At 67.7% G+C, this 26446-nt stretch carries 25 protein-coding genes; 14 read left to right on the top strand and 11 right to left on the bottom strand.

Annotation, left to right across the window (positions count from 1 at the left end):
- Positions 1 to 118: 118 nt before the first annotated feature.
- Positions 119 to 1177: an NAD(P)-dependent alcohol dehydrogenase gene (locus tag AC5P7F_RS05065; protein ID WP_014648395.1), complete on the bottom strand. Its 1059-nt coding sequence runs from the start codon at positions 1175 to 1177 to the stop codon at positions 119 to 121.
- 107 nt (positions 1178 to 1284) lie between these two features.
- On the opposite strand from AC5P7F_RS05065, the gene AC5P7F_RS05060 reads away from it, so the two are divergent.
- On the top strand, positions 1285 to 2169 hold the full coding sequence (locus AC5P7F_RS05060; protein WP_049440663.1) for a LysR substrate-binding domain-containing protein: 885 nt from the start codon (positions 1285 to 1287) through the stop codon (positions 2167 to 2169).
- Positions 2170 to 2321: 152 nt separating this feature from the next.
- On the opposite strand, the gene AC5P7F_RS05055 is transcribed toward AC5P7F_RS05060, so the two are convergent.
- The gene (locus tag AC5P7F_RS05055; RefSeq protein ID WP_164077726.1) at positions 2322 to 2984 is read right to left on the bottom strand and encodes a TetR family transcriptional regulator; all 663 of its coding nucleotides are present in this window, start codon (positions 2982 to 2984) and stop codon (positions 2322 to 2324) included.
- Positions 2985 to 3059: 75 nt separating this feature from the next.
- Here AC5P7F_RS05055 and AC5P7F_RS05050 point away from each other — a divergent pair, with 75 nt between their 5' ends.
- Entirely contained in the window at positions 3060 to 3755 is a 696-nt protein-coding gene (locus tag AC5P7F_RS05050; protein WP_481462537.1) for a DAPG hydrolase family protein, read from the top strand.
- Positions 3756 to 3767: 12 nt separating this feature from the next.
- On the opposite strand, the gene AC5P7F_RS05045 is transcribed toward AC5P7F_RS05050, so the two are convergent.
- Entirely contained in the window at positions 3768 to 4184 is a 417-nt protein-coding gene (locus AC5P7F_RS05045) for a VOC family protein (RefSeq protein ID WP_014648391.1), read from the bottom strand.
- Between the two features lie 114 nt (positions 4185 to 4298).
- Between AC5P7F_RS05045 and AC5P7F_RS05040 the strand changes: the two genes are divergently transcribed.
- Entirely contained in the window at positions 4299 to 4976 is a 678-nt protein-coding gene (locus tag AC5P7F_RS05040) for an SMI1/KNR4 family protein (RefSeq protein WP_075076355.1), read from the top strand.
- A 112-nt stretch (positions 4977 to 5088) separates the two neighbouring features.
- Here the strand turns inward: AC5P7F_RS05040 and AC5P7F_RS05035 are convergent, their stop codons facing one another.
- The gene (locus AC5P7F_RS05035) at positions 5089 to 6192 is read right to left on the bottom strand and encodes an alkene reductase (protein WP_049408792.1); all 1104 of its coding nucleotides are present in this window, start codon (positions 6190 to 6192) and stop codon (positions 5089 to 5091) included.
- A 129-nt stretch (positions 6193 to 6321) separates the two neighbouring features.
- Between AC5P7F_RS05035 and AC5P7F_RS05030 the strand changes: the two genes are divergently transcribed.
- The 6 genes from AC5P7F_RS05030 (at position 6322) to AC5P7F_RS05005 (ending at position 11606) form a co-directional block, all read left to right on the top strand.
- Positions 6322 to 7227, top strand: a complete 906-nt coding sequence (locus AC5P7F_RS05030; protein WP_164077728.1) for a LysR substrate-binding domain-containing protein — start codon at positions 6322 to 6324, stop codon at positions 7225 to 7227.
- Between the two features lie 70 nt (positions 7228 to 7297).
- On the top strand, positions 7298 to 7573 hold the full coding sequence (gene frmR / locus AC5P7F_RS05025) for a formaldehyde-responsive transcriptional repressor FrmR (RefSeq protein ID WP_005411009.1): 276 nt from the start codon (positions 7298 to 7300) through the stop codon (positions 7571 to 7573).
- A gap of 58 nt (positions 7574 to 7631) precedes the next feature.
- The gene (locus AC5P7F_RS05020; protein WP_049440659.1) at positions 7632 to 8741 is read left to right on the top strand and encodes an S-(hydroxymethyl)glutathione dehydrogenase/class III alcohol dehydrogenase; all 1110 of its coding nucleotides are present in this window, start codon (positions 7632 to 7634) and stop codon (positions 8739 to 8741) included.
- A gap of 8 nt (positions 8742 to 8749) precedes the next feature.
- Positions 8750 to 9106, top strand: coding sequence for a YqcC family protein (locus AC5P7F_RS05015; protein ID WP_049440658.1), 357 nt, complete (start codon positions 8750 to 8752; stop codon positions 9104 to 9106).
- 63 nt (positions 9107 to 9169) lie between these two features.
- On the top strand, positions 9170 to 10000 hold the full coding sequence (fghA, locus tag AC5P7F_RS05010; protein WP_164077729.1) for an S-formylglutathione hydrolase: 831 nt from the start codon (positions 9170 to 9172) through the stop codon (positions 9998 to 10000).
- Positions 10001 to 10160: 160 nt separating this feature from the next.
- The gene (locus AC5P7F_RS05005; protein WP_049408786.1) at positions 10161 to 11606 is read left to right on the top strand and encodes a GGDEF domain-containing protein; all 1446 of its coding nucleotides are present in this window, start codon (positions 10161 to 10163) and stop codon (positions 11604 to 11606) included.
- A 39-nt stretch (positions 11607 to 11645) separates the two neighbouring features.
- Here AC5P7F_RS05005 and AC5P7F_RS05000 read toward each other — a convergent pair whose 3' ends face one another.
- Positions 11646 to 12116, bottom strand: a complete 471-nt coding sequence (locus AC5P7F_RS05000) for a hypothetical protein (protein WP_164077730.1) — start codon at positions 12114 to 12116, stop codon at positions 11646 to 11648.
- Between the two features lie 5 nt (positions 12117 to 12121).
- Positions 12122 to 12568, bottom strand: coding sequence for a universal stress protein (locus AC5P7F_RS04995; RefSeq protein ID WP_049408788.1), 447 nt, complete (start codon positions 12566 to 12568; stop codon positions 12122 to 12124).
- A 141-nt stretch (positions 12569 to 12709) separates the two neighbouring features.
- Between AC5P7F_RS04995 and AC5P7F_RS04990 the strand changes: the two genes are divergently transcribed.
- The 4 genes from AC5P7F_RS04990 (at position 12710) to AC5P7F_RS04975 (ending at position 17822) form a co-directional block, all read left to right on the top strand.
- Positions 12710 to 13627, top strand: coding sequence for a LysR substrate-binding domain-containing protein (locus tag AC5P7F_RS04990; RefSeq protein WP_164077731.1), 918 nt, complete (start codon positions 12710 to 12712; stop codon positions 13625 to 13627).
- Positions 13628 to 13780: 153 nt separating this feature from the next.
- Positions 13781 to 15310: an MFS transporter gene (locus AC5P7F_RS04985; protein ID WP_164077732.1), complete on the top strand. Its 1530-nt coding sequence runs from the start codon at positions 13781 to 13783 to the stop codon at positions 15308 to 15310.
- Between the two features lie 20 nt (positions 15311 to 15330).
- On the top strand, positions 15331 to 16413 hold the full coding sequence (locus AC5P7F_RS04980) for an HlyD family secretion protein (protein ID WP_164077733.1): 1083 nt from the start codon (positions 15331 to 15333) through the stop codon (positions 16411 to 16413).
- Complete coding sequence (locus tag AC5P7F_RS04975) at positions 16410 to 17822, top strand: efflux transporter outer membrane subunit (RefSeq protein ID WP_164077734.1); 1413 nt, start codon at positions 16410 to 16412, stop codon at positions 17820 to 17822. The genes AC5P7F_RS04980 and AC5P7F_RS04975 overlap by 4 nt, the downstream gene beginning before the upstream one ends.
- A 174-nt stretch (positions 17823 to 17996) precedes the next feature.
- On the opposite strand, the gene AC5P7F_RS04970 is transcribed toward AC5P7F_RS04975, so the two are convergent.
- The 5 genes from AC5P7F_RS04970 to AC5P7F_RS04950 form a co-directional block, all read right to left on the bottom strand.
- Positions 17997 to 18335 carry a hypothetical protein gene (locus AC5P7F_RS04970; RefSeq protein WP_005410998.1) on the bottom strand — a complete coding sequence of 113 codons (339 nt, stop codon included), beginning with the start codon at positions 18333 to 18335 and terminating at the stop codon, positions 17997 to 17999.
- Positions 18336 to 18412: 77 nt separating this feature from the next.
- Complete coding sequence (locus AC5P7F_RS04965) at positions 18413 to 19354, bottom strand: DegV family protein (RefSeq protein WP_032956590.1); 942 nt, start codon at positions 19352 to 19354, stop codon at positions 18413 to 18415.
- Between the two features lie 95 nt (positions 19355 to 19449).
- Positions 19450 to 20082, bottom strand: a complete 633-nt coding sequence (locus tag AC5P7F_RS04960; RefSeq protein WP_164077735.1) for a DsbA family protein — start codon at positions 20080 to 20082, stop codon at positions 19450 to 19452.
- A 20-nt stretch (positions 20083 to 20102) separates the two neighbouring features.
- Positions 20103 to 21365, bottom strand: coding sequence for an amidohydrolase family protein (locus AC5P7F_RS04955; protein WP_014648375.1), 1263 nt, complete (start codon positions 21363 to 21365; stop codon positions 20103 to 20105).
- Positions 21365 to 22774: an amidohydrolase gene (locus AC5P7F_RS04950; RefSeq protein ID WP_481462538.1), complete on the bottom strand. Its 1410-nt coding sequence runs from the start codon at positions 22772 to 22774 to the stop codon at positions 21365 to 21367. Before AC5P7F_RS04950 ends, AC5P7F_RS04955 begins: the two co-directional genes overlap by 1 nt.
- 255 nt (positions 22775 to 23029) lie before the next feature.
- Between AC5P7F_RS04950 and AC5P7F_RS04945 the strand changes: the two genes are divergently transcribed.
- Complete coding sequence (locus AC5P7F_RS04945; RefSeq protein ID WP_164077736.1) at positions 23030 to 26416, top strand: autotransporter domain-containing protein; 3387 nt, start codon at positions 23030 to 23032, stop codon at positions 26414 to 26416.
- Positions 26417 to 26446: the final 30 nt, after the last annotated feature.

Below are 26446 nucleotides of genomic sequence, written 5' to 3'. Positions count from 1 at the left end.
ATTGCGGTAGTGTCGGCCGCTGGCCGGCAGATGTATGGGGTTGCCGGCCAGCGGCCGGCACTACCAGAAGAAAAACCCCGGCATTGCCGGGGTTTTTCTTTTTCGCATCTGCCCTGGATCAGGCGGCGTTCTGCATCGTCGCCATGTCGATCACGAAGCGGTAGCGCACATCGTTCTTCGCCATGCGTTCCCAGGCTTCGTTGACGTTCTTGATGTCGATGATCTCGACGTCGCTGACGATGCCGTGCTCGGCACAGAAGTCCATCATTTCCTGGGTTTCGGCCATGCCGCCGATTGCCGAGCCGGTCAGGTGCTTGCGGCCGAAGATCACGCTGCCGCCGGTCAGCGGCGGGTCCAGTTCGGTCAGCACGCCGACCAGGCACATGGTGGCCTCGCGCTTGAGCAGGCCCATGTACGGGTTGGTGTCATGGCCGACCGGGATGGTGTTGAGCAGGAAGTCGAAGCTGCCGGCGTGCGCCTTCATCTGCGCGGCATCGCGCGAGACCAGTACCTCATCGGCGCCCAGGCGCTTGGCATCGGCACCCTTTTCCGGCGTGGTGGTGATCATCACGACGTGCGCGCCCAGTGCCTTGGCGAACTTCACGCCCATGTGGCCGAGGCCACCGAGACCGATCACGCCCACCTTCTGCCCCGGGCCGACCTTCCAGTGGCGCAGCGGCGACCAGGTGGTGATGCCGGCGCACAACAGCGGGGCGGCCGCCTTCAGGTCGAGGGTGTCGGACACCTTCACCACGAAGCGCTGCTCGACCACCACGTGGTCGGAATAGCCGCCGTAGGTCGGCGCGCCGGTTTCGCGTTCACGGCCGTTGTAGGTCCAGGTCGCGCCTTCGGCGCAATATTGCTCCAGATCGTGCTCACAGGCGTCGCAGTGGCGGCACGAGTCGACCATGCAGCCGACGCCGGCGTGGTCGCCGACCTTGAAGCGGGTGACGTTGCTGCCGACTTCGGTCACCCGGCCGATGATCTCGTGGCCCGGCACCATCGGGTAGATCGAGCCACCCCAGTCATCGCGGGCCTGGTGCAGGTCGGAATGGCAGATGCCGCTGTAGAGGATCTCGATGCGCACGTCGTCCGGGCCGACCGCGCGGCGTTCGAACTCGTACGGGACCAGCGGGTCGGTATGGGAATGGGCGGCATAACCACGGGCGAGGGACATGGGGAATCCTTGGCAGGGTTTATCGAAAGGCGTTTTACAATACGCCCCGCAACCAGCAGCAAGAAGCGCGGATATCGGCATGATTCATCAAGTGAAACTGCACAATCGTGGCCACTGACAACCTCTCCCACCTGGCCGCGTTCGCCGCGGTCGCCCGCCAGCGCAGCTTCCGCCGTGCCGGCGCCGAGCTGGCGCTGTCGACCTCGGCGGTGAGCTACGCGATCCGCGCGCTGGAGGAACGGTTGGGGGTGGGCCTGTTCCATCGCACCACCCGCAGCGTGGCCCTGACCGAGGCCGGGCAGCGCCTGCTGGAGCGCCTGCAGCCGGCGTTGGGGCAGGTGCACGACGCACTGGAAGAAATGAACCACTTCCGCGCAGCCCCGGCCGGCCTGCTGCGCATCAACGCCACCCGCGCGGCGGTACCGACCCAGTTGGGGCCGAGGCTGGCGCGCTTCCTGCACGCCCATCCCGACGTGCGGGTGGAGCTGACCGAAAATGACGGCCTGGTCGACATCGTCGCCGAGGGCTACGACGCCGGCGTGCGCCTGCATGAGTTCGTGCCGGAGGACATGGTGGCGGTGCCGATGGGGCCGCCACTGCGCGGGCTGATCGTCGGCTCGCCGGACTACCTGCGGCGTCGGCCGGCACCGCAGCATCCGCGCGACCTGGCCGCGCACGAATGCATCCGCTTCCGCTTCGCCAGTGGGCACCTGTACAAGTGGCAGTTCGAGCGCGATGGGCAGGCGCTGGAGATCGACGTGCCCGGGCGGTTGACCCTGTGCGAGCAGGGCACGATCGTGCGCGCCGTTCTGGATGGCATCGGCCTGGCGTACGTGCTGGAAGACACGGCAAGGCCGTACATCGAATCGGGGCAGATGGTGGCGGTGCTGGAAGACTGGAGCGAGCCGTTTGCCGGCTTCGCGCTGTACTACCCGAAGCAGCGGCAGATGCCGGGCGCGTTGCGTGCGTTCGTGGATATGTTGCGCGAGTGAGTTGCGATGGATGACGTGGTGCCGACCAGCGGTCGGCACCCACCGGGGCAGGCCATTGCCAACCAACGGTCGGCACCTGCCGGGGCAGGGCGTTGCCGATCAACGAATCGACATCGGCCGGTAGATCCACGCCATGCGTGGATGGCACCACGCTACGGCCCTTGCAACACCGGCGCCAACAACGCCACGCACTCACGCAGATGCATCTCCACTGGCGCATCCTCGGCCACCACGCCGATCACGCGTTCGCGCAGCGGCTCGGCCACGGCCATCGCCAGGATCAGCCGCGCCATGCATGCGGAATCTCCCTCGCGCAGCAGTCCACGCTGCTGCTGACGTGCCAGCCAGTCGGCCAGCAGCGCACGGCCGCGTTCGATGCCGTTGTCGAGGTAGGCCTGCAGCAGCGCGTCCTTGCCGGGGAAATCGGTGGCCAGCAGGCGGAACACCTGCACCGCCTGCGCCGATAGCGCCTGCGTGCACACCGCGTGCAGGATGTCCTGCAGCAACGGCACGACCTCTTGGGCATTGCGCGCATCACGCTGCAGCTGTGGCGCGAAGCCGTCGGTCCACTCACGCACCGCCAACCCGACCAGCTCCTCGCGGTTGCTGGCATGGCGGTAGACGGTCTTCTTCGCCACCCCGGCGTGCGCCGCCACCGCTTCAATGGTGGTGGCCTCGTAACCCTGTGCCAGCAGCAGCTCCAGCGTGGCCTGCAGCACCGCGTGGCGGACTTCGGCTTCCGGTCGCGCAGGGCGGCCACGACGGCGGGACGGTGATGTGGGCGCGGGCAGGGTGGTGCTGTTCATTGCGCCCATCTTACCGCACCCGGTTAATTGCGAAACGGAAATCGTTTCCTTATTGTCGGGTCTCCCAACCCGTAGGAGACTCCCATGGATACCGCTGTGAACGCTCGCCCCTGGCTGGACCACCACGATCTGCTGGACCCGGCGCCGATGCATCTGGAAACCGGCATCCAGCGCCGCGAAGACGGCACGCTGCTGGTGGCGGTGCGCACCGATCTGCACGGCTGCAAGGGCCGCATGCTGGACTGGTGGTTCACCTTCTTCGAGACCACCCAGCACATCCGCTGGTGGCATCCGGTCGATCATGTCGAGCATCGCGGCTGGGACGCGGCCTGGCAGAGCGGGCGCAGCTACCACGGCGCCAGCATCCATGCGGTGGAATCGCTCGCTGACATTCCGCCGGTGGCGGCGCGCCTGAAGTTCCATGACCCGCGCACCTTGCTGGTGCCCGAACGCCTGCAGGCGGCACAGGATGCAGGCCATGTATCGGCGGTGATCGCCGCGCGCATCGGCTTCGGTGATCACGTGCGTCTGGATGTACAGGGCGATCCCTGCGATGGGCAGATGCTGCATGTGGCGCGCGATACGTCGTTTGGCTGCGTGCTGCGCAGCCGCTTCGTGCTCGGCCTGGACAGCGCCGATCCGCGTCGCGATGCCGGCGACGCGGTCGGCCTGGGCCTGCTCAGGCACTGCTATACGGAGTTCAGTTTCCTGTCGCGGCTGCTGCCTTCGCTGTACTACGGCGAGCGCGCCAACGGCGAAGCAGTGCCGTTGCCGTGGTGAACGGCGCGCCGGTCATTCAACCAGCGCATCGTAGCCTTCGCCACTGAACTGGATCAGGCAGAAGCCATGCCCGAACGGATCGGCCAGTACGGCGATGCGTCCCCAGCGACGCTCGCGCACGGACTGCTCGAGTGTCGCCCCGGCCGCAACTGCACGTGCCAGCGCGGCTTCAATGTCATCCACCACCCAGTCCAGGTGCAGCGGCGTCCAATGACGCTCGTAGTCGCGCACGTCGCCGTCTTCCGTGGCGGCGCTGCCGGCGTCGTTGTGCAGCAGGTAGAGCGGCGTTGGCCCACCGAGCAGCTCCACGGCGCCCGGGCCGAGTCGGCGGCCGATGCGCAGGCCGAAGGCCCGGATGTAGAAGTCTTCGGCGGCGGCCAGGTCGGGCACGTCCATGTTGACGATGAAGCTGTGGGCAGTGGCGTTCATGGTAGCGATGGGCGGCATCCGGTGGTCGCAGTCTAGTCCTGCCGCGTGGTGCCGCCGGTTCATCTCCTGCGCGGATTCGGGCAAGCTGGGCGGTCTCGATCGACAAGGACATCCATGAGCGCGCTATCCGGCATCGAACAGGCCACCGGCCAGACCTTCCCGCCCCTGTTCAAGCAGTTGCATGCAGCGGGTCGGTTGAGCTGGGGTGCTCCCCATCCGGAATGGTCCGAGGTGGTATTCCCGGCGCTGCAGGCAGAACCGCCGGTGCTGCTGTACGCCCAGGACTATGAGCCGTTGGAACACGATGAACTGCTCGAGGCGTGGCAGGAGCTGACCGCGGAGGATCATTACAATCCCCTGCGCACTGACCTGCAGTTGCTGCCCTTTGCGCGGACCGGCGCGGGTGACAGTTACTGTTTCTGGAGCAACGCGCCCGGTTTCAGCGAACCGCCGGTGGTGATGGTGTGGCATGACGATGACCGTGCCGACGTGCTGGCCGCCAGCTACCAGGATTTCGTGTTCCGCAAGATGGTCGAAGCGGTTGCCGACTACCAGCGGCCGTACACACTGCTGTCGCACGGCGAGCTGGCCGGGAATCTGCAGCGCTGGCTGCAGACTCACCATTCCTTCCTGCGCGGCGACCAGTACGCGGCATTGCAGCGGCTGTTCGCCCGCGTTGACGATATTGAAGAAGGGAACTTCAGCGAAGACGAGGCACAGGCCATCGTCGCTGAAGTGATCGGCTTCGAGCGGTTGGACGAGTCGTTCGCCTACGTGCGCGAGGACGCCTGAGGGCTGGGGTCGGATCCGGGCGCAGCGTGGCTCTGACTCCTTGTTCGCCGAACAGGGGTCAGAGCCCTTTCCGTTGGAAGGGGATCCGACCCCGTGCGGGCCCCGTGCGGGATCAGCCTGCGGCCGGGTAATCGAGATAGCCCGCCTCGCCGCCCCCGTAATAGGTGCTGCGGTCGGGCGTGGCCAACGCGATGTTGCGCTGCAGGCGTTCGACCAGATCCGGGTTGGCGATGAACGGCTGGCCGAACGCGGCAAGGTCGATGGTGCCGGCCTCGACCAGCTGCAGGGCGCGTTCGCGGGTCATGCCGCCGGCCAGGATCACGGTGCCACCGTAGGCCTGCTTGAACTGCTGCAGGAAGGCCTCGCCCAGCACCGACTGGCCCGCCTGCTGGTTGTCGTTGAGATGCACATAGGCCAGGCCGCGCTTGCCCAGTTCCTCGGCCAGGTACAGATAGGTGGCCTCGTTGTCGGGGTAGAACGGCATGTCGAAGGTGAGATTGTTCGGTGCCAGGCGCACGCCGATGCGCTGCGCACCGATGCGCTGGGCCATCGCATCGACGGTGTCCAGGATCAAGCGCGCGCGGTTGGGCAGCGAGCCGCCGTAGTGATCTTCGCGCTGGTTGATGACCGGGTTGAGGAACTGTTCGAACAGGTAGCCGTTGGCGGCATGCAGTTCGATGCCGTCGAATCCGGCGGCGATGGCGTTCTCTGCGCCGCGCACGAAGTCGTCGACGATGCCGGGGATCTCTGCGGTCTCCAGTGCACGTGCCGGGGTGGGATCGGCGTGGCCGCGGCTGCCATCGTCCAGGTACACGAACGAGGTGTTCTTCGGTGCGCTGGCCACCGGGCGGGTACCGGCGCTGACCGGTTGCCCACCGTCGGGCTGCAGCGAGGAATGCGACATGCGGCCGACGTGCCAGAGCTGGGCGAAGATCGTGCCCTGTGCGGCATGCACCGCCTCGGTGACGAGCTTCCACCCGGCCACCTGCTCGGCCGACCAGATACCCGGGACGTCGATGTAGCCCTGGCCCTGCGGCGAGACCGGGGTGCCTTCACTGATGATCAGGCCGGCGCTGGCGCGCTGCCGGTAGTACTGCGCGGTGAGTTCGTTGGCGACCGCACCGGGGTTGCGGGCGCGGGTCATCGGGGCCATCGCGATGCGGTTGCGCAGGGCGGTGCCTGCCAGATCGAAGGGGCGGAACAGGGCGGCGATCATGTCGGTCATCTCGGTGTGGGGGAAGGCGCCAGCGGCGCGATGCACACAGGATGGAGTTGACATGCGGACGCATAAAGCGCTTCGATCTCCCTGGGCGCGGGACTATTTGTCCCCAATGGAGCGTGATAGATGCTGCCGCTGGAATCGTTGAATGGCCTGGTGACCTTCGTTACCACGGCCCGCTCAGGCAGCTTCACCGAGGCTGCCGACGCGCTGGGCATCTCGCGCTCGGCAGTGGGCAAGGCCATCGCCCGGCTGGAAGCGCGGCTGGGCGTGCGCCTGTTCCACCGCACCACGCGGCGCATCGCGCTGACCACCGATGGCGAGGCGTACTACGCATCGTGTGCGGCGGCGCTGGAAGAAATCTCCGCCGCCGAAGCCTGCCTGGGGTCGGCCGGCCTGCCCAGCGGACGGCTGCGCATCGACATGCCGTCCTCGTTCGGGCGGCTGGTGGTGCTGCCCGTGCTGCTGCGCCTGTGCCGGCAGTACCCGGGCCTGCAGCTGACGATGACCTTCACCGATCATTTCGTCGATCCCGTCGAAGAGGGCATCGACCTGCTGATCCGCTTCGGCGGATTGCACCAGGCCGAGCACCTGGTGGCGCGGCGGCTGGGTCGCCAGCGCCTGGTCACCTGCGCATCGCCGGAGTACCTGCAGGCGCATGGCGTGCCTGCGACCGTGGATGAACTGGCGCAGCATCGCAGCATCGTTGGCTTCCGTCATGGGCAACCGGTGGCGTGGCGGATTGGCAGTGATGATGCCGAGGGAACATTCATCCCGAACGCGGCCTACCAGCTCAACGATGGTGACGCGGTGATCGATGCGGCCATCGCAGGACTGGGCATCTGCCAGATGCCCATTTCACTGGTACGCCGACATCTGGAATCTGGCGCGCTGCACTCGGTGCTGGATGCGCACATGCAACGGCATATCGACATCCATGCGCTGTGGCCACCGACCCGGCACCTGCGGCCGAAGGTGCGCTATGTGGTGGATGAACTGGCGCGGCTGGCGGGTGAGGGCTTGTTCGATTGAACCGGCACGATTGAGCGGGATGGTTGCCTGTGTATACTATCCCCCAGTATAGTTTCGAGGTGGCCTGGTCATGCCGCACTCCCCCGAAGAGAAGAAGAAGGTCCTGGCCCGCGTGCGCCGCATCCGTGGCCAGTGCGATGCGCTGGACCGCGCGCTGGAAGCTGGCGCCGACTGCGGGCCGGTGCTGCAGCAGATCGCCGCCATCCGTGGCGCGGTCAACGGCCTGATGTCCGAGGTGATGGAGGCCCATCTGCGCGAGGAGTTCGGGCAACCCGCCGCCTCCGATGAGCAACGCGCTGAACGCGTGCGCGACATGAGCGCGTTGATCCGTTCATATCTGAAATAAACGACGGCGCAACATGGCGCCGCCCATCCTGTCATTGCCTGTCTCTGGAGAGTCCACCATGAAGTCCCGTGCCGCCGTCGCCTTTGGTCCCGGCCAGCCGCTGCAGATCGTCGAGATCGACGTCGCCCCGCCGAAGAAGGGCGAAGTGCTGGTGAAGATCACCCACACCGGTGTCTGCCACACCGATGCGTTCACGCTGTCCGGCGATGATCCGGAAGGCCTGTTCCCGGTGGTGCTGGGCCATGAAGGCGCCGGCATCGTGGTTGAAGTGGGCGAGGGCGTGACCAGCGTCAAGCCGGGCGACCACGTGATTCCGCTGTACACCGCCGAGTGCGGCGAGTGCCTGTTCTGCAAGAGCGGCAAGACCAACCTGTGCGTGGCCGTGCGCGCGACCCAGGGCAAGGGCGTGATGCCCGATGGCACCAGCCGCTTCAGCTACAACGGTGAGCCGCTGTACCACTACATGGGTTGCTCGACCTTCAGCGAGTACACCGTGGTGGCCGAAGTGTCGCTGGCGAAGATCAATCCGGAAGCAAACCCGGAACACGTCTGCCTGCTCGGCTGCGGCGTCACCACCGGCATCGGCGCGGTGCACAACACCGCCAAGGTGCAGGAAGGCGACAGCGTGGCGGTGTTCGGCCTCGGCGGCATCGGCCTGGCGGTGATCCAGGGCGCGCGCCAGGCCAAGGCCGGTCGCATCATCGCGGTGGACACCAATCCGTCCAAGTTCGAACTGGCGCGCGAATTCGGCGCCACCGACTGCATCAACCCGAAGGACTTCGATAAGCCGATCCAGCAGGTCATCGTTGAAATGACCACCTGGGGCGTGGACCACAGCTTCGAGTGCATCGGCAACGTCAACGTGATGCGCGCGGCGCTGGAATGCGCGCACCGTGGCTGGGGCCAGAGCGTGGTGATCGGCGTGGCCGGTTCGGGCCAGGAGATCTCCACCCGTCCGTTCCAGCTGGTGACCGGCCGCAAGTGGATGGGCACCGCCTTCGGTGGCGTGAAGGGCCGCAGCCAGCTGCCGGGCATGGTCGAGGATGCGATGAAGGGCGATATCGAACTGGCCCCGTTCGTCACCCACACGATGGAACTGGACAAGATCAACGACGCCTTCGACCTGATGCATGAAGGCAAGTCGATCCGTTCGGTGGTCCACTACTGAGCCGCAGCGTGGGCTGGTTCGACGCCCTGCGCAGGCCGCGTGCGGAGGACCCACGCGCGGCCCTGGTCGACCCGATCGAGCAGGCGCTGCGCGCGCTGGGCTGGGTCGAGGGCGGCGTGGGTCCACCGCGCGTGGTGGACTCGCCCTTCGGCATTGATGAAATGCCGTTCGAGCACTGGCTGGCACAGGTATTCCTGCCGCGCCTGCACGAAGCCCGCGCCGACGGCCAGTGGCCACCGCGCAGCGACGTGGCGGTGGCGGCGTACCGCAACCTGGACGGCCAGCCTGGCGTCGAATCGTTGCTGCGCCTGCTGGCACAGCTGGATGAACTGATCAACCAAGGCGTCCACGCCGGGCGTGGATAAGCCGACCAAGGTCGGCATCTACCAGAAGCACGCGTGCGCTGACGCGCCGCGCAGGAGAGCACCATGGAACGCATTGAACACCGCGCCTGTTTCGGCGGCTGGCAGGACGTCTACCGCCATCATTCGACCACGCTGGGCTGCGACATGCAGTTCGCCGTGTACCTGCCGCCGCAGGCGGAAACGCAGACGCTGCCGGTGCTGTACTGGCTGAGCGGACTGACCTGCACCGAGCAGAATTTCATCACCAAGGCGGGCGCGCAGCGCTATGCGGCCGAACACGGCGTGATCATTGTCGCGCCTGATACCAGCCCGCGCGGTGATGACGTGGCCGACGCCGAAGGCTACGACCTGGGCAAGGGCGCAGGGTTCTACCTCAACGCCACCCGTGCACCGTGGGCGAAGCACTTCCGCATGCATGACTATGCAGTGCACGAGTTGCCGGCGCTGATCGAAGCGGAGTTCCCGGCGACCGGCGCACGCGGCATCAGTGGGCACTCGATGGGCGGCCACGGTGCGCTGGTGATCGCGCTGCGCAATCCGGGGCGCTACCGCAGCGTGTCGGCGTTCTCGCCGATCGTCGCGCCCAGCCATGTTCCGTGGGGGCAGAAGGCCTTCCACGCCTACCTTGGCGACAACCCGGCCGACTGGGCGCAATGGGACGCCTGCGCACTGATTGCCGCGGCCAGCGAGCGCCTGCCGTTGCTGATCGACCAGGGCGAGGCGGACGAGTTCCTGCAGACCCAGCTGCAGCCGCAGCGCCTGCAGGAGGCCTGCGCCGCTGCCGGCCATCCGCTGACCCTGCGCCTGCAGCCCGGCTACGACCACAGCTACTACTTCATTGGCAGCTTCATCGGCGAGCACATCGCCCACCACGCCCGCGCCCTGCAGGGCTGAGCCCCCGGGAAAAAAGGGGACGGAGGGGATTAAGTCGCATTTGCCGCTGTGCCGCAAACGACTTAATCCCCTCCGTCCCCTTTTTCAGCGATGGATCACACCCTCGTGGCGTCGCCCCGCGCTATCGTGCGCGTAGACGGCCTTGCGGATCGGGGGATGCATGCCGGTAGTGCTGGCGCTGCTGTATGTGCTGTGCCATGGCCTGGTGCTGGCCTTGTGGCCTGGTCCGGCCGGGGTAGGCTCCTTCGTTTTCCTGACCGGTGCCCCGTTGCTGGCGGCGGCCGCCTGCCTGTGGCGGGCCCGCCGCGACCGCGCGGCACTGGGGTGGCGCGCCACGGCATTGGCGCTGCTGCTGTGGGCCGGCGGCATGGCGTTCAACATGATCGACGCCCTGGGCGCCGGGCGTGCCGATTTCACCCCGCGCGCAAGCCTGTTCCTTTACGTGCTCTACGGTGTGCCCCTGGTGTTCATCCTGGCCAGGGCGCGCCGGGAACGGGTCAGCATCAGCCTGATCGATGCGGCCATGGCGGCGCTGCTGGGCGTGCTGTTCTTCGTGCACGCGCAGTCGTTCGCCGCCCGCGTTGACATCGACGACCACGCGTTGTCCAACATGCAACGCATGTTCGATATCCAGAACCTGTGCATCGCCGTGTTCGCGGTGGTGCGCTGGCTGGCCGGCGACGTTCCCGAGCGGCGTACCTTTTTCCGCGCGCTGGCGATGTATGCGGCGACCTACCTGTTGGTGGCGTATTACATCAACCACTACACCTCCGGTGATGCGTTCGGTGCCTATGCCGATCTGCTGATCGATCTGCCGTTCCTGCTGCTGGCGCTGCTCGCACTCAGCCAGGCACCGGCGCGGGTCCTGACGCCGCATCCGCGGATGGCGCGCACGGTGCAGGCGGCGGGCCCGATGATCCTGCCGCTGCTGCTGCTGGTGGTGGGCACCCTGGTGGTCGACCATGCCCGGCCCCTGGCCGTGAGCGGTTTCGTGGTGGCGACGCTGGGGTTCGGCCTGCGCAGCATCCTGCTGCAGGTGGACCTGATGGAACGGCAGGCCTCGCTGGACCAGCTGGCGCGCCAGGATGGCCTGACAGGCGTGGCCAACCGGCGCGAGTTCGACGCGCTGCTGCTGGCCGAGTGGAATCGCGCACGGCGCAGTGGCACCGAGCTGGGCCTGCTGCTGTTGGATATCGATCATTTCAAGGCCTTCAACGACCGCCACGGCCATCCCGCCGGCGACCGCTGCCTGCAGGCCGTGGCAGCGGTACTGAAGGCGAGCGCCGGTCGCGCCGGTGACAGCGTCGCACGTTATGGCGGCGAGGAATTTGCGGTGATCGTGCCCGGAAGCGCGCTGTCGGGCGTTCTGGCGCTGGCCGAGCGCCTGCGCCAGGCGGTGGAAGCGCTGCCGTTGCCGGAAGGATCGGTCAGTATCAGCATCGGCGTGGGTTACCTGCATCCGCCGGCTCTGGCCAGTGCCGATCAGTTGCTGGCAGACGCCGATGCCGGCCTGTATGCCGCCAAGCGGGCTGGCCGCAACCAGGTGATCCTGCATGCGCACGTGCTGGATGACGAGGGCAGCACGCACGGAACGATGGACTGCTGAGCAGCTCTCTGCATGCGATCACACGGGGGGCGCGACGGCTTATCGCTGCCGCAACCAGCCGGTCGGATCGAGCAGCCTCAGCCCGACCGGTGACAACGAGCGCTGCCGCAACGGCAGGTTTGCCGCCTGCACGGCCATTGCACAGCGCGCCAGCTGCTGGCGCAACGGTGCCAGCGAGTCGTCCTCGCGGGGCCGTGCATGCCGCCATTGCGCGATGCGCAGCAGGCAGACCAGCAGGTCCAGTTCACTGGCGGCAATGAAGGGAGAGCCGGCCGGTAGCAGATCGATCGGAGCGGCGGGGGTGGCCAGCAGCGGCAGCAGGCCGATGAAGGCGTCGCAGCCCTCCTGGCCAAGCCCGAGTCCGCTCAGCTGGGCAAGGCCATCGGCCTGCAGATCGGGGTCGCGCAACTGCCGTATCGCGCCCAGCAGCGCCTGTTCGCCCCGGCCGAACTGTCGACCGAAGGTGCGGTAGTTGACCCGGGTGGGAAACAACGGGGAACGGGAGGCCATGGTGGCTAGGGCTGTGGGTCGCGGGTTTCCACCAACACCGGACAGGGCGCGTGGTCGATGGTCCATTGCCCGATCGAGGGTTCGAACAGGCGTTCCAGCCGGGACAGGTGGCGATGGCCGATCACGATCAGGTCGCACTTCAGGCGCCGGGCCTGCTCGCTGATGACTTCGCCGGGATCGCCGGAGGGGATCTGCGCGATGGCATCGACACCGCGCTCGCGCAGTTCGGCCAGGGCTTCGGCCAATACTGCCTCGGCGCGGGAGCGCTGGCGGGCGGCTTCCGGATACTCGGTGCGATCGGCTTCGCTGGCATCGGCCGCCAGCGCGAATTCGGGGTCGAGCACGCACAGCAGGTGCAGGCGGCTGTGGGGGCCGGCGATGGCGGCGGCCAGGTCCAGCACGCGTGCGTGCTGGGGGCCACCATCCAGGGCGACCAGCAGGGTAGTGAACATGGATGTCTCCTTGGCAGGGCGGGGATGGTCGCCGATGTCACCGCGCGCACCCATGCCGTGCGCGGCAGTCAATGAATGCGTCGAACGCAATCCACGGTGGTTGCAAGTGCCGTAGAGTCATCTGATCTACTGGAGACTGTCATGCCCCTGCCGGACCTGAACCTGTTGCTGGCACTGGACGTACTGATTGACGAATGCAGCGTGGCCGCCGCCGCGCGCCGCATGAACCTGAGCGCGCCGGCGATGAGCCGCACCCTGGGCCGGATCCGCACTGCGCTGGGTGACCCGGTGCTGGTGCGTGCCGGCCGCGGTCTGGCGCCCACGCCCCGCGCGCTGCAGCTGCGCGAGCAGGTCCGCGATGTGATCGAGCAGGCCCACCGCGTCTTCAACGCTGGTCGTGAAGTGGACATGCGCGTGCTCGAGCGAACCTTCAGCGTGCGCGCCAATGATGTCTTCATCGGTGGATTTGGCGGTCGGCTGCGCGAGATCTTCCGCCAGCAGGCACCGCGCGCGGTGCTGCGCTTCGTGCCCGAGAGCGATACCGACGATGATGCGATGGCGCAGGGCCGGATCGACCTGTACATCAGCACCGCCGGCAAGCATGCGCCCGATACCAAGGTGCAGAACCTGTTCAGTACCTCGTTCATGGGCGCCGCGCGCGAGGACCATCCACTGTTCGACGAGGAGATCAGTGCAGAGCGCTTTGCCGCGTGCGACCACATCGCGGTGTCGCGCCGTGGCCTGCCGCGTGGGCCGATCGATGATGACCTGGCCACGCTCGGCCTGCAGCGCCGCGTGGCGCTGATCAGCCCGACCTTCCACGGTGCGATCTTCGCGGCGGCCGAATCAGACCTGATCCTGCCGCAGATGCCAAGCGTGATGCTGGAGCGGATCGTCAGCATGCGCCTGCCGCTGCGCCTGTTCCCGCTGCCGATCCCGGTGCGTACCGCGGCCATCGTGCAGGCCTGGCATCCGCGGCTGGACAACGATGCCGCGCACCAGTGGCTTCGCCGTTCGATCAAGACCATGTGCGAGCGCGTCGAGGACGCCCACCGCTGAGACCCGCAGGCGTGCGCTGGACGCACGCCTGGGATGCCGGCGACGCCATTTTTCACAGGGTACCGGCTCCCTAGACTGCGCTCCCCGGAGTTTCACTGAGCGCATTCCAATGACCCTCAACATGCCGTGCACTGCACGGATCGGCGCCTGGCGATGAGTGCGCCGGCCGCCGCTGTCCCGGCCGCCGCAGCGCGCCGTCCTGCCGCCGCCCCCGGGCTCGATCGCCGCATTCTGGTCGGCCTGTGTGGCGTGCTGCTGGCGGTGCTGGTGTCCGGCTTCAACGAGAACATCACCAAGGTCGCGCTGGCCGACATCCGTGGCGCGATGGGTTTCAGCGTCGACGACGGCAGCTGGATCGTCGCCCTCTACAGCGCGATGTCGGTCAGCGCGATGGCCTTCGCGCCGTGGTGTGCCGCCACGTTCTCGCTGCGCCGTTTCGCGCTGGCGATGATCGGTGGCTTCATGGTGCTGGGCGTGCTGTGCCCGCTCGCCCCGAACCTGCAGGTGTTCCTGCTGCTGCGTGCATTGCAGGGCCTGTGCGGCGGTGCACTGCCGCCGTTGCTGATGAGCGTGGCGCTGCGCTTCCTGCCGCCTGGCATCAAGCTGTACGGCCTGGCCGGCTACGCGTTGACGGCGACGTTCGGCCCGAGCATGGGCACGCCGCTGGCCGCGTTCTGGGTCGAGCAGGTGGGCTGGCACTGGGCGTTCTGGCAGATCGTGCCGTACTGCCTGGCCGCCATGGCGATGGTCGGCTGGGGCCTGCCACAGGACCCGCTGCGGCTGGAACGCTTCGCCCAGTTCGATGGCGTTGGGCTGCTGCTCGGCCTGCCGGCGCTGGTGCTGCTGGTGCTGGGCCTGGTGCAGGGCCCGCGGCTGAACTGGTTCGATTCGCCGATGATCACGCTGATGATCGGTGGCGGTGCCGGCCTGATGGTGCTGTTCATGATCAACGAATGGTTCCACCCGCTGCCGTTCTTCAAGCTGCAGTTGTTGGCCAATCGCAATCTCAGCTACTCGCTGGTCACGCTGGGTGGCGTGCTGTTCGTGCTGCTGGCGGTGATCTCGATCCCGTCCGGCTTCCTGGCCAGCGTGCAGGGCTACCGGCCGCTGCAGACCGCACCGATGCTGCTGTGGGTGGCACTGCCACAGGTGATCGCGCTGCCGCTGGTGGCGGCCCTGTTGAACATCCGCGCGGTGGACTGCCGCTGGGTGCAGGCCACCGGCCTGGCGATGCTGGCACTGGCCTGCTGGCTGGGCTCGCACCTGGACGTGGCCTGGATCCGCGACAACTTCCTGTGGGTGCAGCTGCTGCAGGTGTTTGCCCAGCCGATGGCGGTGCTGCCGCTGCTGATGCTGGCCACCGGCGGCCTGGCGCCACAGGATGGCCCGTTTGCCTCGGCCTGGTTCAACACGGTCAAGGGCTTCGCTGCGGTGCTCGCCGGTGGCGTACTGGATGCCATCGCCCAGGGCCGCCGTCATTTCCATTCCACCGTGCTGGTCGACCGCCTTGGCGAGCAACCGTGGCTGGCCGATGGCCCGCAGCTGGGCGCGCGCCTGCATGCACAGGTACAGGCGCTGACTTCGGCCGACCTGTACTGGGTGGTCGCACTGGTGGCGTTGGCCTTCATTCCCCTCATTGCCTGGATGCCCACCCGCATCCATCCGCCACGCGCCGTGGCCTGAACCTTTCGCAGGAACCCCTCATGACGATCAATCGAACCCCTCTCAACACCGGCCTGGGCCTGGGCGTGCTGGCCCTTGCCATCGGCGCGTGGCTGCTGCTGCGCGATGGCGGTCACCAGACCACCAACAATGCGTACGTGGTGGCCGACTACACTCTGGTAGCGCCGAAGATTGCCGGCTTCGTCAGTGCCGTGGAGGTAGAGGACAACCAGTCGGTGAAGGCCGGTGACGTGCTTGCCCGCATCGACGACCGCGACTACCAGGTGGCACTGCAGGCTGCGCGTGCCGACCTTGCCAATGCCCGTGCGCAGCTGGCCAATGCGCAGGCCGCACTGGCCCAGCAGGACTCGCTGATCGCGCAGGCCAGGGCCAGCGTCGATGTCAGCCGTTCCGAACTGACCCTGGCCAGTGCCGACCAGCAGCGTTACCGCGAACTGGCCCGTGATGGCGCCGGTACCGTGCAGAACGCGCAGCAGGCGCAGTCGAAGCAGGCCGTGGCCAGTGCGCATCTGCAGCAGGGCCAGGCCGCACTGTCGACCGCACGCCAGCGCACCGACATCCTCAGCGCGGGCGTGCAGGCTGCACAGGCGGCGGTGCAGCGTGCAGAAGCGGCACAGGCACGCGCCGAACTGGATCTGTCGCACACCGTGCTGCGCGCGCCGATCGATGGCATGGTCGGTCGCCGCGCAGTGCGCGTCGGTGCCTACCTGACCCCGGGTACGCCGGTGGCTGCGGTGGTCCCGCTGAAGCGCGCCTTCGTGGTCGCCAACTTCCAGGAAACGCAGATGACCCGCATGCAGGCCGGCCAGCAGGTCGAACTGAAGGTGGACGTATTCCCGGGCACGCCGCTGCGCGGGCACATCGACAGCATTGCACCAGCCACCGGCGTCACCTTTGCTGCAGTCGCACCAGAGAACGCCACCGGCAACTTCACCAAGGTGGTGCAGCGCATTCCGGTGAAGATCGTGCTGGAGCCGGGCCAGCCGCCGCTGGACCAGCTGCGTGCCGGCATGTCGGTGGAAGCCAGCGTTGACCTGGGCAGCCGCGCGCGTGCGCAGAGCGTGCAGCACGGACCGGGCCACAAGCGCGGGGAGGGCGCATGAGCGCCATCACCGTGTTCCGCACCTTCGTTGCGGCCACCCTGTGCACGGCCCTGGCTGCCTGCGCGATGGGCCCGGACTTCGTACGCCCGCAGGCGGAACTGCCCGGCCACTGGCGGGGTGGGGCTGTCGCCGGCAACGCCATCGATCAGGACGCCGCCTGGTGGGCCGGCTTCGACGATCCGCTGCTGGGGCAGCTGGCCCACCAGGTGCTGGCGGCCAACCTGGACCTGCAGCTGGCCGCCAACCGCGTGCAGCAGAGTCGCACCGCGCGCGGCATCACCGCCGCCGATCGCCTGCCCAGCGTCAGCGCGAGCGCCAGTGGCGTGCGTGCACGCAACAGCGAGGTGGGCCTGAATGATCCGTCCGGCAACGGCGGCCGTGATGACTACGGGCTGTTCCAGGCCGGTATCGGCCTGGGCTGGGAACTGGACCTGTGGGGCCGCGTGCGGCGCCAGGTGGAAGCGGCCGACGCGCGCGTGCAGATGGCCGAGGAGGATGCACACGCCGTGCGCATCGCGCTGCTGGCGGAAACCGCGCGTGATTACCTGCAGCTGCGTGCGACGCGGCAGCTGCTGGCGATCACCGAGGACAACCTCAGCATCGCGCATGACATCAAACGGCTGACCGAGGCGCGCCAGAAGCAGGGCGTGGCCAGCACGCTGCAGGTGTCCAGCGCGGCCGCGCAGGTGGCTTCGCTGCAGGCGCGCATCGCGCCGCTGCGGCATCGCGAATCGCAGCTGCGCAATGCGCTGGCGTTCCTGCTGGCACAGCCGCCGCAGGCACTGGACGCGCAGCTGCAGGATGCACGCCGTGACTGGCCGGCGTTGCCAGCGGTGGCGGTGGGTCTGCCGAGTGAACTGGCCGAGCGTCGCCCGGACATCCGTCGTGCCGAGGCGGCACTGCATGCGGCAACGGCCGGCATCGGCGTGGCCAAGGCCAGTTTCCTGCCGCGCATCACCTTGAATGGTGACGCAGGCTTCCAGGCCAAGCAGCTGGATGACCTGGATGGCTGGAACGCGCACCGTTTCAGCATCGGGCCGTCGATCAGCCTGCCGATCTTCCAGGGCGGGCGGCTGAAGGCGAACCTCGCGCTGAGCAGGCTGCAGCAGCAACAGTCGGCCCTGCAGTTCCGCCGTACCGTGTTGCAGGCCTGGCATGAGGTGGACGACGCCATGGATGGCTACAGTGCCGCGCAGCAGCGCACGGTGCAGCTGCACGTGGCGGTGGATGAGAGCGAGACGGCACTGGGGGCGGCGCGCCGGCAGTACCAGGCCGGCGTGGTCGACATGCTGGACGTGCTGACCACCCAGCGCATCGCGCTGGACAACCAGGCCGCGCTGGCCAACAGCCAGGCCGCCGCCGCGATCGCGCGTGTAGAGCTGTACCGCGCGCTGGGCGGTGGCTGGTAGCGATAGGGGAAACGCCGGGCCATGCCCGGCGGTTCGTCGGTAGTTGCCAACCTTGGTTGGCAGCTTTTTTGGAGGGCCAACCAAGGTTGGCGTCTACCAGAGCATGGTCATCGGCACCGGGTCGATCACGACACGGGCACGGTAGCGCCGGGCCATGCCCGGCGGGCGGGTGCCTCAACGCACGTCGCGCAGTTCCCAGTGGCTGCCGGCCAGCAGGCGCAGGCGCTGCTTGAACACGTCACTGTCGATGCGGGTGGTGGCGACCAGGTTGATGCGCAGGTCCTTCTGCTCGCCGGTCACGGTGGCCTCCGGGTCGGTCACGCCCCACTGCGGTTCCACCGCATCCGGGTCGGGCTGCTTGGCCTTCCAGCGTTCGAACAGCGTGCCGCTGCGCAGGGCATCCTGCAGCTCTTCGGCGAAACCGGCGGCGCCCTGGGAATGGAAGGACAGGTCAGGGTCGTTGCCGCGGGCCTTGGACGGATCGGGCAGGCTGATGTGGTACTGCGCAGGCATGGAGTTCTCCTTGAAGTGCGGCAAGGCTGGCACAGTCGGGGTGGAATCGATGTGCAGATTCCTGCCGTGGCCAGCGCTCATTCGAACCGATGCGGCCCATCGGCAAATCCCACGGTGACCGCGCCCTTGCCGACGTTGACCATGCCGGTCAGGCTCATCACCGATTCGTACACGGTCACGCCATGGCCGGCGCAGACCTCTTTCATCTGTGCATAGCCGGGCAGGCTGCGCAGCTCGTCCAGTTCGCCGCCGTAGCTGACGCACACCGTCGGCGTCATCAGCCCGGCACGCACGCGCTGGCCGACCACCGCGAACAGCTTCTGCACGGCGCTGTCGAAGCCCTTGATCTTGGCCACCGGCCCGGTCTCGCCACGGTAGCCGTGCAGCACCGGCTTGATGTCCAGTGCACTGCCCAGTGCCGCGCTGAGCAGGCCGACACTGCGGTCGCCCTTGTGCCGCGCGCGTGCGCGCATGTAGTACAGGTCGCGGGTGATCATGTAGCCGTGCACGTTGCCGGCCAGTTCTTCCAGCCGTTCGCGGATCTGCTGCACGCTGGCGCCACTGTCACGCAGGCGGACAGCCTCCACCGCGGTCACGGCCTGCGCGGCGAACAGGTTCTGGGTATCAAGTACGCGCAGCGCGAACGGCGAGTTGTAGCCCGCTGCCTGCCGCACCGGCTTGTAATCGTTGAGGATGGCGAAGCTGGCCTGCAGCGCGTTGTCGTGGATCGGGCTGCGGGTCTTGGTGATGGTCATGCAGAACACGTGGTCGTAATCGATCACCAGCTGCTGCAGGAACAGGTCGCGGATCTGGTTGACGCTGAAGGGGATGGTTTCCGCTTCAGCGCCATGTTCGGCCACATGCGCGTGCAGGAAGCTCAGGGTGGCCTGCTCATCGCGATGATCGGCCAGCACGGCTTCGCCGATCCGTACGGTGATCGGCAGCAGCACGATGTTGTGCTCGGCAATGAAGTCCTGCGGCAGGTCGCAGGCCGAGTCGACGACGATTCCGATGCGCATCCGCGGCTCCCCCTCCAGGGCGGTTGTAGGTTCGGAAATGTGAAATCTATCTCAAATTCTGGCGTGGCGCGCGAGGGAAACGCGGCACGCCCTGTTCAGCGACTGCGCTGCACGGCCACCGGAAGCTCGGCCAGGCGCTGCCATTCGGGCTGCCGCAGCAGATCCGGGTCGGCCAGCACCGCCGCCATCAGTGGGTGGGCGTCGTTGCCCCAGAACAGTTCGCCATCGATGGCCAGGGTCGGCACGCCGAACACGCCGGTTGCAATGGCGGCCTCGGTGTTCCTCCGCAGCTGCTCCTTGACCGCGGGAGTCGCGATGGCGCTGGCGACATCCTCGATCCCCAGCCGCGCGGCTGGTTCGCGCAGGGCCTCGGCGCTGTCGGCGGCATTGCCGTCGCGCCAGATCCAGTCGAACAGCACGTCCACCGCCTGTGCGCTGCCACCCGCGGCCAGGCACAGGCGCAGGGCAGACAGCGGATTGAACGGGTGGCCCGGCGGGAACCGCAGCGGTGTGCCTTCGGCCTGCGCGGTCCACAGCAGCTGGCGGTAGATGAAGCGGCGCTTGGCCGGAATCTCGGCCGGCCCGAGGTTGCCCAGGTGATGCAGCACGGCACCAAAGGCGATCGGCACCGGCTGGATCCGCGGGAACTCGGGCAGCTGCTTCAGCTTCTGCCAATGCAGGTAGGAGTACGGCGAAACGAAGTCGAAATACCAGCGCAGGGTGGTCATGGTGGTGTCCTTCAATGCGGTCAGGGCTGCGCGTTGCGCAGCAGGTAGCGATCGCGCAGCTCGGTCTGGCGCGAGCGCATCGGCATCGCCCGGCCGCCCAGCCAGACCTGTTCGGCATAGTGCGCCACGTCCAGCGGGTCGCCCTCCCACAGCACCAGGTCGGCACGCTTGCCCGGCTCGATGCTGCCGATCTGGTCGGCCACACCGAACGCCTGCGCCGGCACCCGGGTCAGGCCGGCCAGGCCGTCGGCCCAGGGCAGTCCATTGGCCACGGCATTGCCGGCCAGCTGGCGCATCTTGCGGGCGTTGTGCGAGGCGTCGCCACGCTGCACGAACGAGACCGCCACGCCGGCCCGTTGCAGGCGTGCCGCATTTTCCAGGGTTGCACCGATCTGGTCGAAGCTGGCCGGCAGGTTGGACAGCACGTCGACGAACACCGGCACCTGCGCGGCGGCCAGCTCCGGTGCCAGCTGCCAGGCTTCGCTGCCACCGGCAATGGCGATCTTCACCTTCTCGCGGGCGGCCCAGCGCAGCAGCTGGCGGATGTCCGCCGCACGGTCCACCTCCACCACGATGCGGCCCTGGCCGGCCAGGTAGCGGCCCAGCGTGCGGCGCCCGGCCGGGGTCAGCAGCGCATGCGGTGAGTCCGCGGCGACCTGGCCACGCGCCTCGTCCACCATCTGCTGCAGCAGCATCCATTGCGCCGCACGCGAATGCCCGGTCAGTTCCACTGCGGCCGACCCCAGGCGCAGGAACAGCGCGCGCGGCCCGAGGGGATCGGCGCTGCCGTCCAGCCGCATCACACCGCCCTGGCCAGCGACGAAGCCGCCACCGGTGGCGGCCCCCAGGGCGGTGAAGCCGATGCCGTCCAGGCGCGCCACCGGGATCAGCACCGAGGCCGGGTTGTAGGCCAGGGTGACATCGAATTCGGGGCGCAACGGTTGTTCGCCGATCTTCAGCGTGCTGTCGACCGTGCTCGCTTCACCGGAGACTTCTTCGATGCCGATCTCGGTGATGCCCCCGAACAGCGCGGGTGTCAGCGGGCGGCCATCGGCCTCGACGACGTTGGCCCCGGCCGGTGCGGACAGCCCGTTGCCGACTGCGCGGATGATGCCGCCCTGCACCAGTACATCGGCGTGCTGCAGGCTGCCGCGCGCGCTGGCCGTATGTACGGTGGCGTTGCGGACCAGCAGGTCCTGCGCCTGCGCGGCTGCGGAGAGGCAGGCCAGCACCATGACCGTAGCGCCGAGCCATGCCCGGCGACGCTTGTTCAACGCGCCCATCAGTGCACCTCCTGGCCGAGCTGGAAATCGGAACGCGGCGTCGCTGCCGGCGCACTGCGGTCGTACAGGCGGCGGCCGTCGATGAAGACCTGTTCGGCCAGCGCGTAGGAACCGAAGGGGTTGCCGTTCCACACCACTACGTCGGCCATCTTGCCGGCCTCCAGGGTGCCGGTCTGGCCTTCAATGCCCAGCGCTCTGGCGGCATTGGCCGTCATCCAGGTGATGGCATGTTCGGGCGTGATCTCCGGCATGTGCGCGCGGCGCGCGGCGGCGATCACCTTGGCCGCTTCCTGGTTCAGGCGCTGGATGCCTTCGGGCGAATCGGAATGGACGATGGCGCAGCTGTTCTTCGGCCGGTCGACCAGTGCGATGTTCTCCGGAATGCCATCGAAGGCTTCCATCTTGAAGCCCCACCAGTCGGCCCACAGCGCACCGCAGACGCCGTCGGCGGCCAGCCGGTCGGCCAGCTTGTAGGCCTCTACGCCGTGGTGGAAGGCCGCCACCTTGAAGCCGAATTCCTTGGCCAGGTCGAGCATGGTGGCCATCTCGTCGGCGCGGTAGCAGTGGATGTGCACGCGGATATCGCCTTCGATCGCGCCGGCCAGCGTGTCCAGCTTGAGATCGCGCTTGCCGCCGGCATCACCGGCGCTGTCGCCCTTGTCGCTGCCGAACCAGCCCTTGCGCTTGGCCGGCTTGGGTTTGTTCTTGGCGATGTAGTCGGCAGCATCGATGAAGGCGGCGCGGTAGCCGGCAACGTTGCCCATCCGCGTGGCTGGGGCGACGCCCTTGCCTTCGCCGTAAACCCGTTTCGGGTTCTCGCCGCAGGCCATTTTCAGCCCCCACGGAGCACCCGGGAATTTCATGGCCTGGTAGGTGATGGCCGGCACGTTCTTCAGGGTCACGCCACGGCCACCGACCAGGGCGGCCGAGCCAGGCAGCACCTGCATGCTGGTCACGCCTCCGGCCAGGGCTGTAGCGAAGCCCGGGTCCTGCGGCCACACCGAGTGCTCGGCCCAGACATTGGCGGTGACCGGTGCGGTCATCTCGTTGCCGTCGCTGTGCGCGCCGACGCCCGGGCTGGGGTACACGCCCAGGTGCGAGTGCACGTCGATCAGGCCCGGGGTGACCCACTTGCCCCGCGCATCGATGCGGGTGACCCCGGCATCGGCCTGCAGCTGGCGGCCCACGGCGACGATGCGGCCCTCGCGCAGCAGCACGTCGGCGTTGTCCAGGCGCTGGCCGGTGCCGGTCAGCACGGTGGCGTTCTGGATCAGCACCGGCGCATCGGGATGCGCCCGGTAGGTGCTGGGGTAGGGATCGGCGACGAAGCGCGAGGCGCCCACCGCCGGTGCCGTGCTCAACGAAACCAGCGCCAGCCCAAGAGCGGCGCGCAACACCATCGATGCCATGCAGAGATCCCCAACCCACGCGTGAATCCGCCGACGCTATCCGTCGTCGATACCACTTGCCAAGTGACCTTGGGCAGGGGCAGGGGTGGGGATTTTCCTATACAAAAATTCTGAACGAAGCATTAATTTTTTGTGACACCTGCCGCTACCAACCGGTGGGACAGCGAGCGCTGACCCGCCGTGAGGTGTGCTTTCCATTGCTCCATGACGGAGCTGCACCTGAAATATTTCAAGGAATCAAGGACGTAACTGCAGATGATTGTCTTCCCGTCGTATCGCTCCACCGCTTCCCGCCGCTCGATCCTCCCCTCACCCCTGGCCTCGGCCATTGTTGGCTCGCTGCTGATGGCCGCCGCTCTGCCGGCGCTGGCCCAGGACAGCAACGCAGACGCCTTGTCGCGTTACCAGTTCCAGCGCAGCCTGCAGGCCGCGTTTGCCGCACCGGTCCTCACCGCTTCGCCGTCGCTGGCCGTCGCCGCCGCCGATGTGGAAGTCGATCCGGAACCCATCATGGGCAAGCCGGGTGATGCCGCCAGCTGGCGCACCACCGAATTCAACAGCGACTGGGGCCTGCAGGCGATCAACGCCGATGTGGCCTACGCACGCGGACTGACCGGCACCGGCATCCGCCTGGGCGTGTTCGACAGCGGCACCGGCCTGGACCACGACGAGTTCGCCGGCAAGGACCACCGCAGCATCCATCTGGCCGACGTGCTGGCCGATGGCAGCCTGTGCGCGCGCGAAGTGCTGAGTGGCCCGGACGCCTGCTTCGCCAGCGACGGTGACCAGGTGGCCGTGTCCTACCAGCTGCTCGACCCGGACTATGCCGATCTGCTGGAGCGCAATGGCTTCTACGAAGGCCTGAGCTACAACGTGCACGGTACCCACGTGTCGGGCACCATCGCCGCCAACCGTGATGGCCACGGCACCCACGGTGTTGCCTTCGGCGCCGACCTGAGCGTGGCCCGCCTGTTCTCCAACAGCGCCACCTACCTGTCGGTGGTGAATATCGGCGGTTCCCTGTATCTGGACGAACAGACCATCGCCGCCATCCAGGCCGACGATTCGATCTACCCGCAGCTGTATGCGCAGATGAACGAGCAGGGTGTGCGCGCCATCAACCACAGCTGGGGCCTGGCCAACGAGCCGACCACAGCGGAAGACCTGGACATGTACCAGTCGCACCCGGTGTTCGCCGCCAGTCTGGCTGCGATGGCCGAAGGTTCGCGCAGCAGCGGCCTGATCCAGGTATGGGCCGCTGGCAACACCGATTCGCCCAACACTTCGCCGGAAGAAGCGCCGATTGCCGGCATGTATGCCTCGCTGCCGCGCGCCGTCGCCGACGTCGAGCCGTACTGGCTGGCCGTGGTCAACGTCAATCAGGACCTGGAGCTGAGCAACCGCTCGATGCGCTGTGGCCTGGCGGCGAACTGGTGCCTCGCCGCGCCCGGCTCGAACATCAACTCGACCGTGTACGGTCCCGATTCGGTGATCGAAGGTGATTTCTACGATGACAATGGCAACCTGGTGGTGGACATCATCAGCCAGACCCCGTCGTCCGATTACGAGGAACTGAGCGGCACGTCCATGGCCGCCCCGCACGTCACCGGCGCGCTGGGCCTGCTGTTCGAGCGCTTCCCGTACCTGGACAGCGCGCAGGTGCGCGACGTGCTGCTGACCACCGCCACCGACCTGGGTGCTGCAGGCGTGGACGATGTCTACGGCTGGGGCCTGATGAACCTGGCTGCGGCCGTCGAAGGCTACGGCTCGCTGCGCGTGGACACCGAAGTGGTGATGAACCAGAAGGCCGGCGGCCTGAAGGTGTGGGAAGGTGATGCATGGGACGACTGGACCAATGACATCGGCGGCCCGGGCAAACTGACCAAGAGCGGCATCGGCTGGCTGCGCCTGAGCGGCGACAACAGCTTCAACGGCGCGGTGGTGCGCGAAGGCGTGCTGGAACTGGACGGCGTGAACACGCTGACCAGCGCCGTGGACGTGACCGGCGGAACCTTCCTGCTGAACGGCACCCTGCAGAACACAGCGCTGAACAGCCTGGGCGGCAGCAGCCGCATCACCGCCACCGGTGTGCTGGACGGCTCGGACCTGACCGTCACCGGCGGCGTGGTGTCCTTCAACGGCGTGCAGACCGGCGGCAGCACCTTCGTGGGTGAAAAGGGCACGCTGAAGGGCGTGGGCCAGCTGGGAAACACCACAGTGGCCGGCATCATCGCTCCGGGCAACTCCATCGGCACGCTCACCATCAACGGTGACTATGTGCAGACCGCCACTGGCGTGTACCAGGCCGAGGTGGCCCCGGGCAGCCGCAGCGACCAGCTGCACGTGACCGGCACCGCCACCCTGGGCGGCACCCTGGTGGCGCTGCCGGAACCGGGCACCTACTACCTGGGCGAGCAGTTCAACTTCATCCAGGCCGACGGCGGCGTGAACGGTCGGTTCGCCAGCACCGATTTCAGCGCCTTCTCGCCCTTCCTGCAGTTCGGCCTGGCCTACTCCGCCGCCGGCGCGCGCATTGAAGTGACCCGCGGCAACGCGCTGGCTACCGCGGCCACCACCGCCAACCAGTTGGCCGTGGCCACCGTGGTCGACGGTCTGGCGGTCAACCAGGGCCTGCCGCGTCCGCTGACCATGCTGTTCCCGGAACAGGTGGGCAGCGCACTGGACAGCCTCAGCGGCGAACTGCATGCCGCCACCAGCGCGGCCCTGCTGGAAGGCAGCCGCTACGTGCGTGATGCCGCGCTGGCCCGCCGTGCCGGTGCCGCTGCACCGGGTGCCGAAGGCGGCGACGCCACCGGTGTGTGGGTGCAGGCCCTGGCCGGCAGCACCACGCTGGATGGCAACACCAACACCGCCCGCACCGAAGCCAACAGCAACGGCCTGCTGGTCGGTGCCGACCGCGAGTTCGGCGGCTGGCAGGTGGGCGTGCTGGCCGGTACCGGCCGCACCGACGTGAAGCAGGGCGAAGGGCGCCGTGCGAGGTCGAAGGTGGACAACACCCACTTCGGCGCCTACGCCAGCCACAACTGGGGCGGTTTCGGCCTGCGTGGCGGCCTGGCATGGAGCGAACACGATGTGGACAGTACCCGTGAGCTGGCGTTCGCCGGTTACAGCGACACCCTGAGCGCCCGCTACGACGCGCGTACCCGCCAGGCCTTCATCGAAGCGGCCTACCGCTTCGGTGGCCGCGAGGCTGGCCTGGAGCCGTACGTGCAGGTGGCCCGCGTGGAAGTGGACACCAAGCACGTGAACGAGCGTGGCGGTGCTGCGGCCCTGCAGGGTTCGGTGGACGACGTGCGCACCACCCTGGCCACGGCCGGCGTGCGCTTCGACAAGGGCCTGAAGGCCTCGTTCCAGCAGGACAGCTGGTTGCACGTGCGCGGCGCGGTGGCGTACCGCCACGCCAGCGGCGACCGCAACCCGTCGGCCCGCCTGGGCTTTGCCACCGGCGGTGACAGCTTCGTGGTCAACGGTGCACCCATCGCCGACAGCGCGGTGGTGGCCGAACTGGGCCTCTCGGCCTGGCTGACCGCCAAGCAGCAGCTGGAACTGGGCTACAGCGGCCAGTTCGGCGACGAAAGCCGCGACCACGGTGCCAACCTGCGCTGGTCGGTGCGTTTCTAAGCCACCGGCTCCCGCAGGGAAACCAGGAGG

Source organism: Stenotrophomonas sp. YJH_SMC_105-26, from assembly GCF_059368915.1.
This window is presented reverse-complemented; position numbering and strand designations above follow the sequence as displayed.

Bases quoted from the DNA above. Each gene is read 5' to 3' on its own strand.
- AC5P7F_RS05065 (WP_014648395.1), bottom strand. From the start codon at position 1,177: ATGTCCCTCGCCCGTGGTTATGCCGCCCATTCCCATACCGACCCGCTG.
- AC5P7F_RS05055 (WP_164077726.1), bottom strand. From the start codon at position 2,984: ATGGGCGCAATGAACAGCACCACCCTGCCCGCGCCCACATCACCGTCC.
- AC5P7F_RS05050 (WP_481462537.1), top strand. From the start codon at position 3,060: ATGGATACCGCTGTGAACGCTCGCCCCTGGCTGGACCACCACGATCTG.
- AC5P7F_RS05045 (WP_014648391.1), bottom strand. From the start codon at position 4,184: ATGAACGCCACTGCCCACAGCTTCATCGTCAACATGGACGTGCCCGAC.
- AC5P7F_RS05040 (WP_075076355.1), top strand. From the start codon at position 4,299: ATGAGCGCGCTATCCGGCATCGAACAGGCCACCGGCCAGACCTTCCCG.
- AC5P7F_RS05035 (WP_049408792.1), bottom strand. From the start codon at position 6,192: ATGATCGCCGCCCTGTTCCGCCCCTTCGATCTGGCAGGCACCGCCCTG.
- AC5P7F_RS05030 (WP_164077728.1), top strand. From the start codon at position 6,322: ATGCTGCCGCTGGAATCGTTGAATGGCCTGGTGACCTTCGTTACCACG.
- frmR (WP_005411009.1), top strand. From the start codon at position 7,298: ATGCCGCACTCCCCCGAAGAGAAGAAGAAGGTCCTGGCCCGCGTGCGC.
- AC5P7F_RS05020 (WP_049440659.1), top strand. From the start codon at position 7,632: ATGAAGTCCCGTGCCGCCGTCGCCTTTGGTCCCGGCCAGCCGCTGCAG.
- fghA (WP_164077729.1), top strand. From the start codon at position 9,170: ATGGAACGCATTGAACACCGCGCCTGTTTCGGCGGCTGGCAGGACGTC.
- AC5P7F_RS05005 (WP_049408786.1), top strand. From the start codon at position 10,161: ATGCCGGTAGTGCTGGCGCTGCTGTATGTGCTGTGCCATGGCCTGGTG.
- AC5P7F_RS05000 (WP_164077730.1), bottom strand. From the start codon at position 12,116: ATGGCCTCCCGTTCCCCGTTGTTTCCCACCCGGGTCAACTACCGCACC.
- AC5P7F_RS04995 (WP_049408788.1), bottom strand. From the start codon at position 12,568: ATGTTCACTACCCTGCTGGTCGCCCTGGATGGTGGCCCCCAGCACGCA.
- AC5P7F_RS04990 (WP_164077731.1), top strand. From the start codon at position 12,710: ATGCCCCTGCCGGACCTGAACCTGTTGCTGGCACTGGACGTACTGATT.
- AC5P7F_RS04985 (WP_164077732.1), top strand. From the start codon at position 13,781: ATGAGTGCGCCGGCCGCCGCTGTCCCGGCCGCCGCAGCGCGCCGTCCT.
- AC5P7F_RS04980 (WP_164077733.1), top strand. From the start codon at position 15,331: ATGACGATCAATCGAACCCCTCTCAACACCGGCCTGGGCCTGGGCGTG.
- AC5P7F_RS04975 (WP_164077734.1), top strand. From the start codon at position 16,410: ATGAGCGCCATCACCGTGTTCCGCACCTTCGTTGCGGCCACCCTGTGC.
- AC5P7F_RS04970 (WP_005410998.1), bottom strand. From the start codon at position 18,335: ATGCCTGCGCAGTACCACATCAGCCTGCCCGATCCGTCCAAGGCCCGC.
- AC5P7F_RS04965 (WP_032956590.1), bottom strand. From the start codon at position 19,354: ATGCGCATCGGAATCGTCGTCGACTCGGCCTGCGACCTGCCGCAGGAC.
- AC5P7F_RS04960 (WP_164077735.1), bottom strand. From the start codon at position 20,082: ATGACCACCCTGCGCTGGTATTTCGACTTCGTTTCGCCGTACTCCTAC.
- AC5P7F_RS04955 (WP_014648375.1), bottom strand. From the start codon at position 21,365: ATGGGCGCGTTGAACAAGCGTCGCCGGGCATGGCTCGGCGCTACGGTC.
- AC5P7F_RS04950 (WP_481462538.1), bottom strand. From the start codon at position 22,774: ATGGCATCGATGGTGTTGCGCGCCGCTCTTGGGCTGGCGCTGGTTTCG.
- AC5P7F_RS04945 (WP_164077736.1), top strand. From the start codon at position 23,030: ATGATTGTCTTCCCGTCGTATCGCTCCACCGCTTCCCGCCGCTCGATC.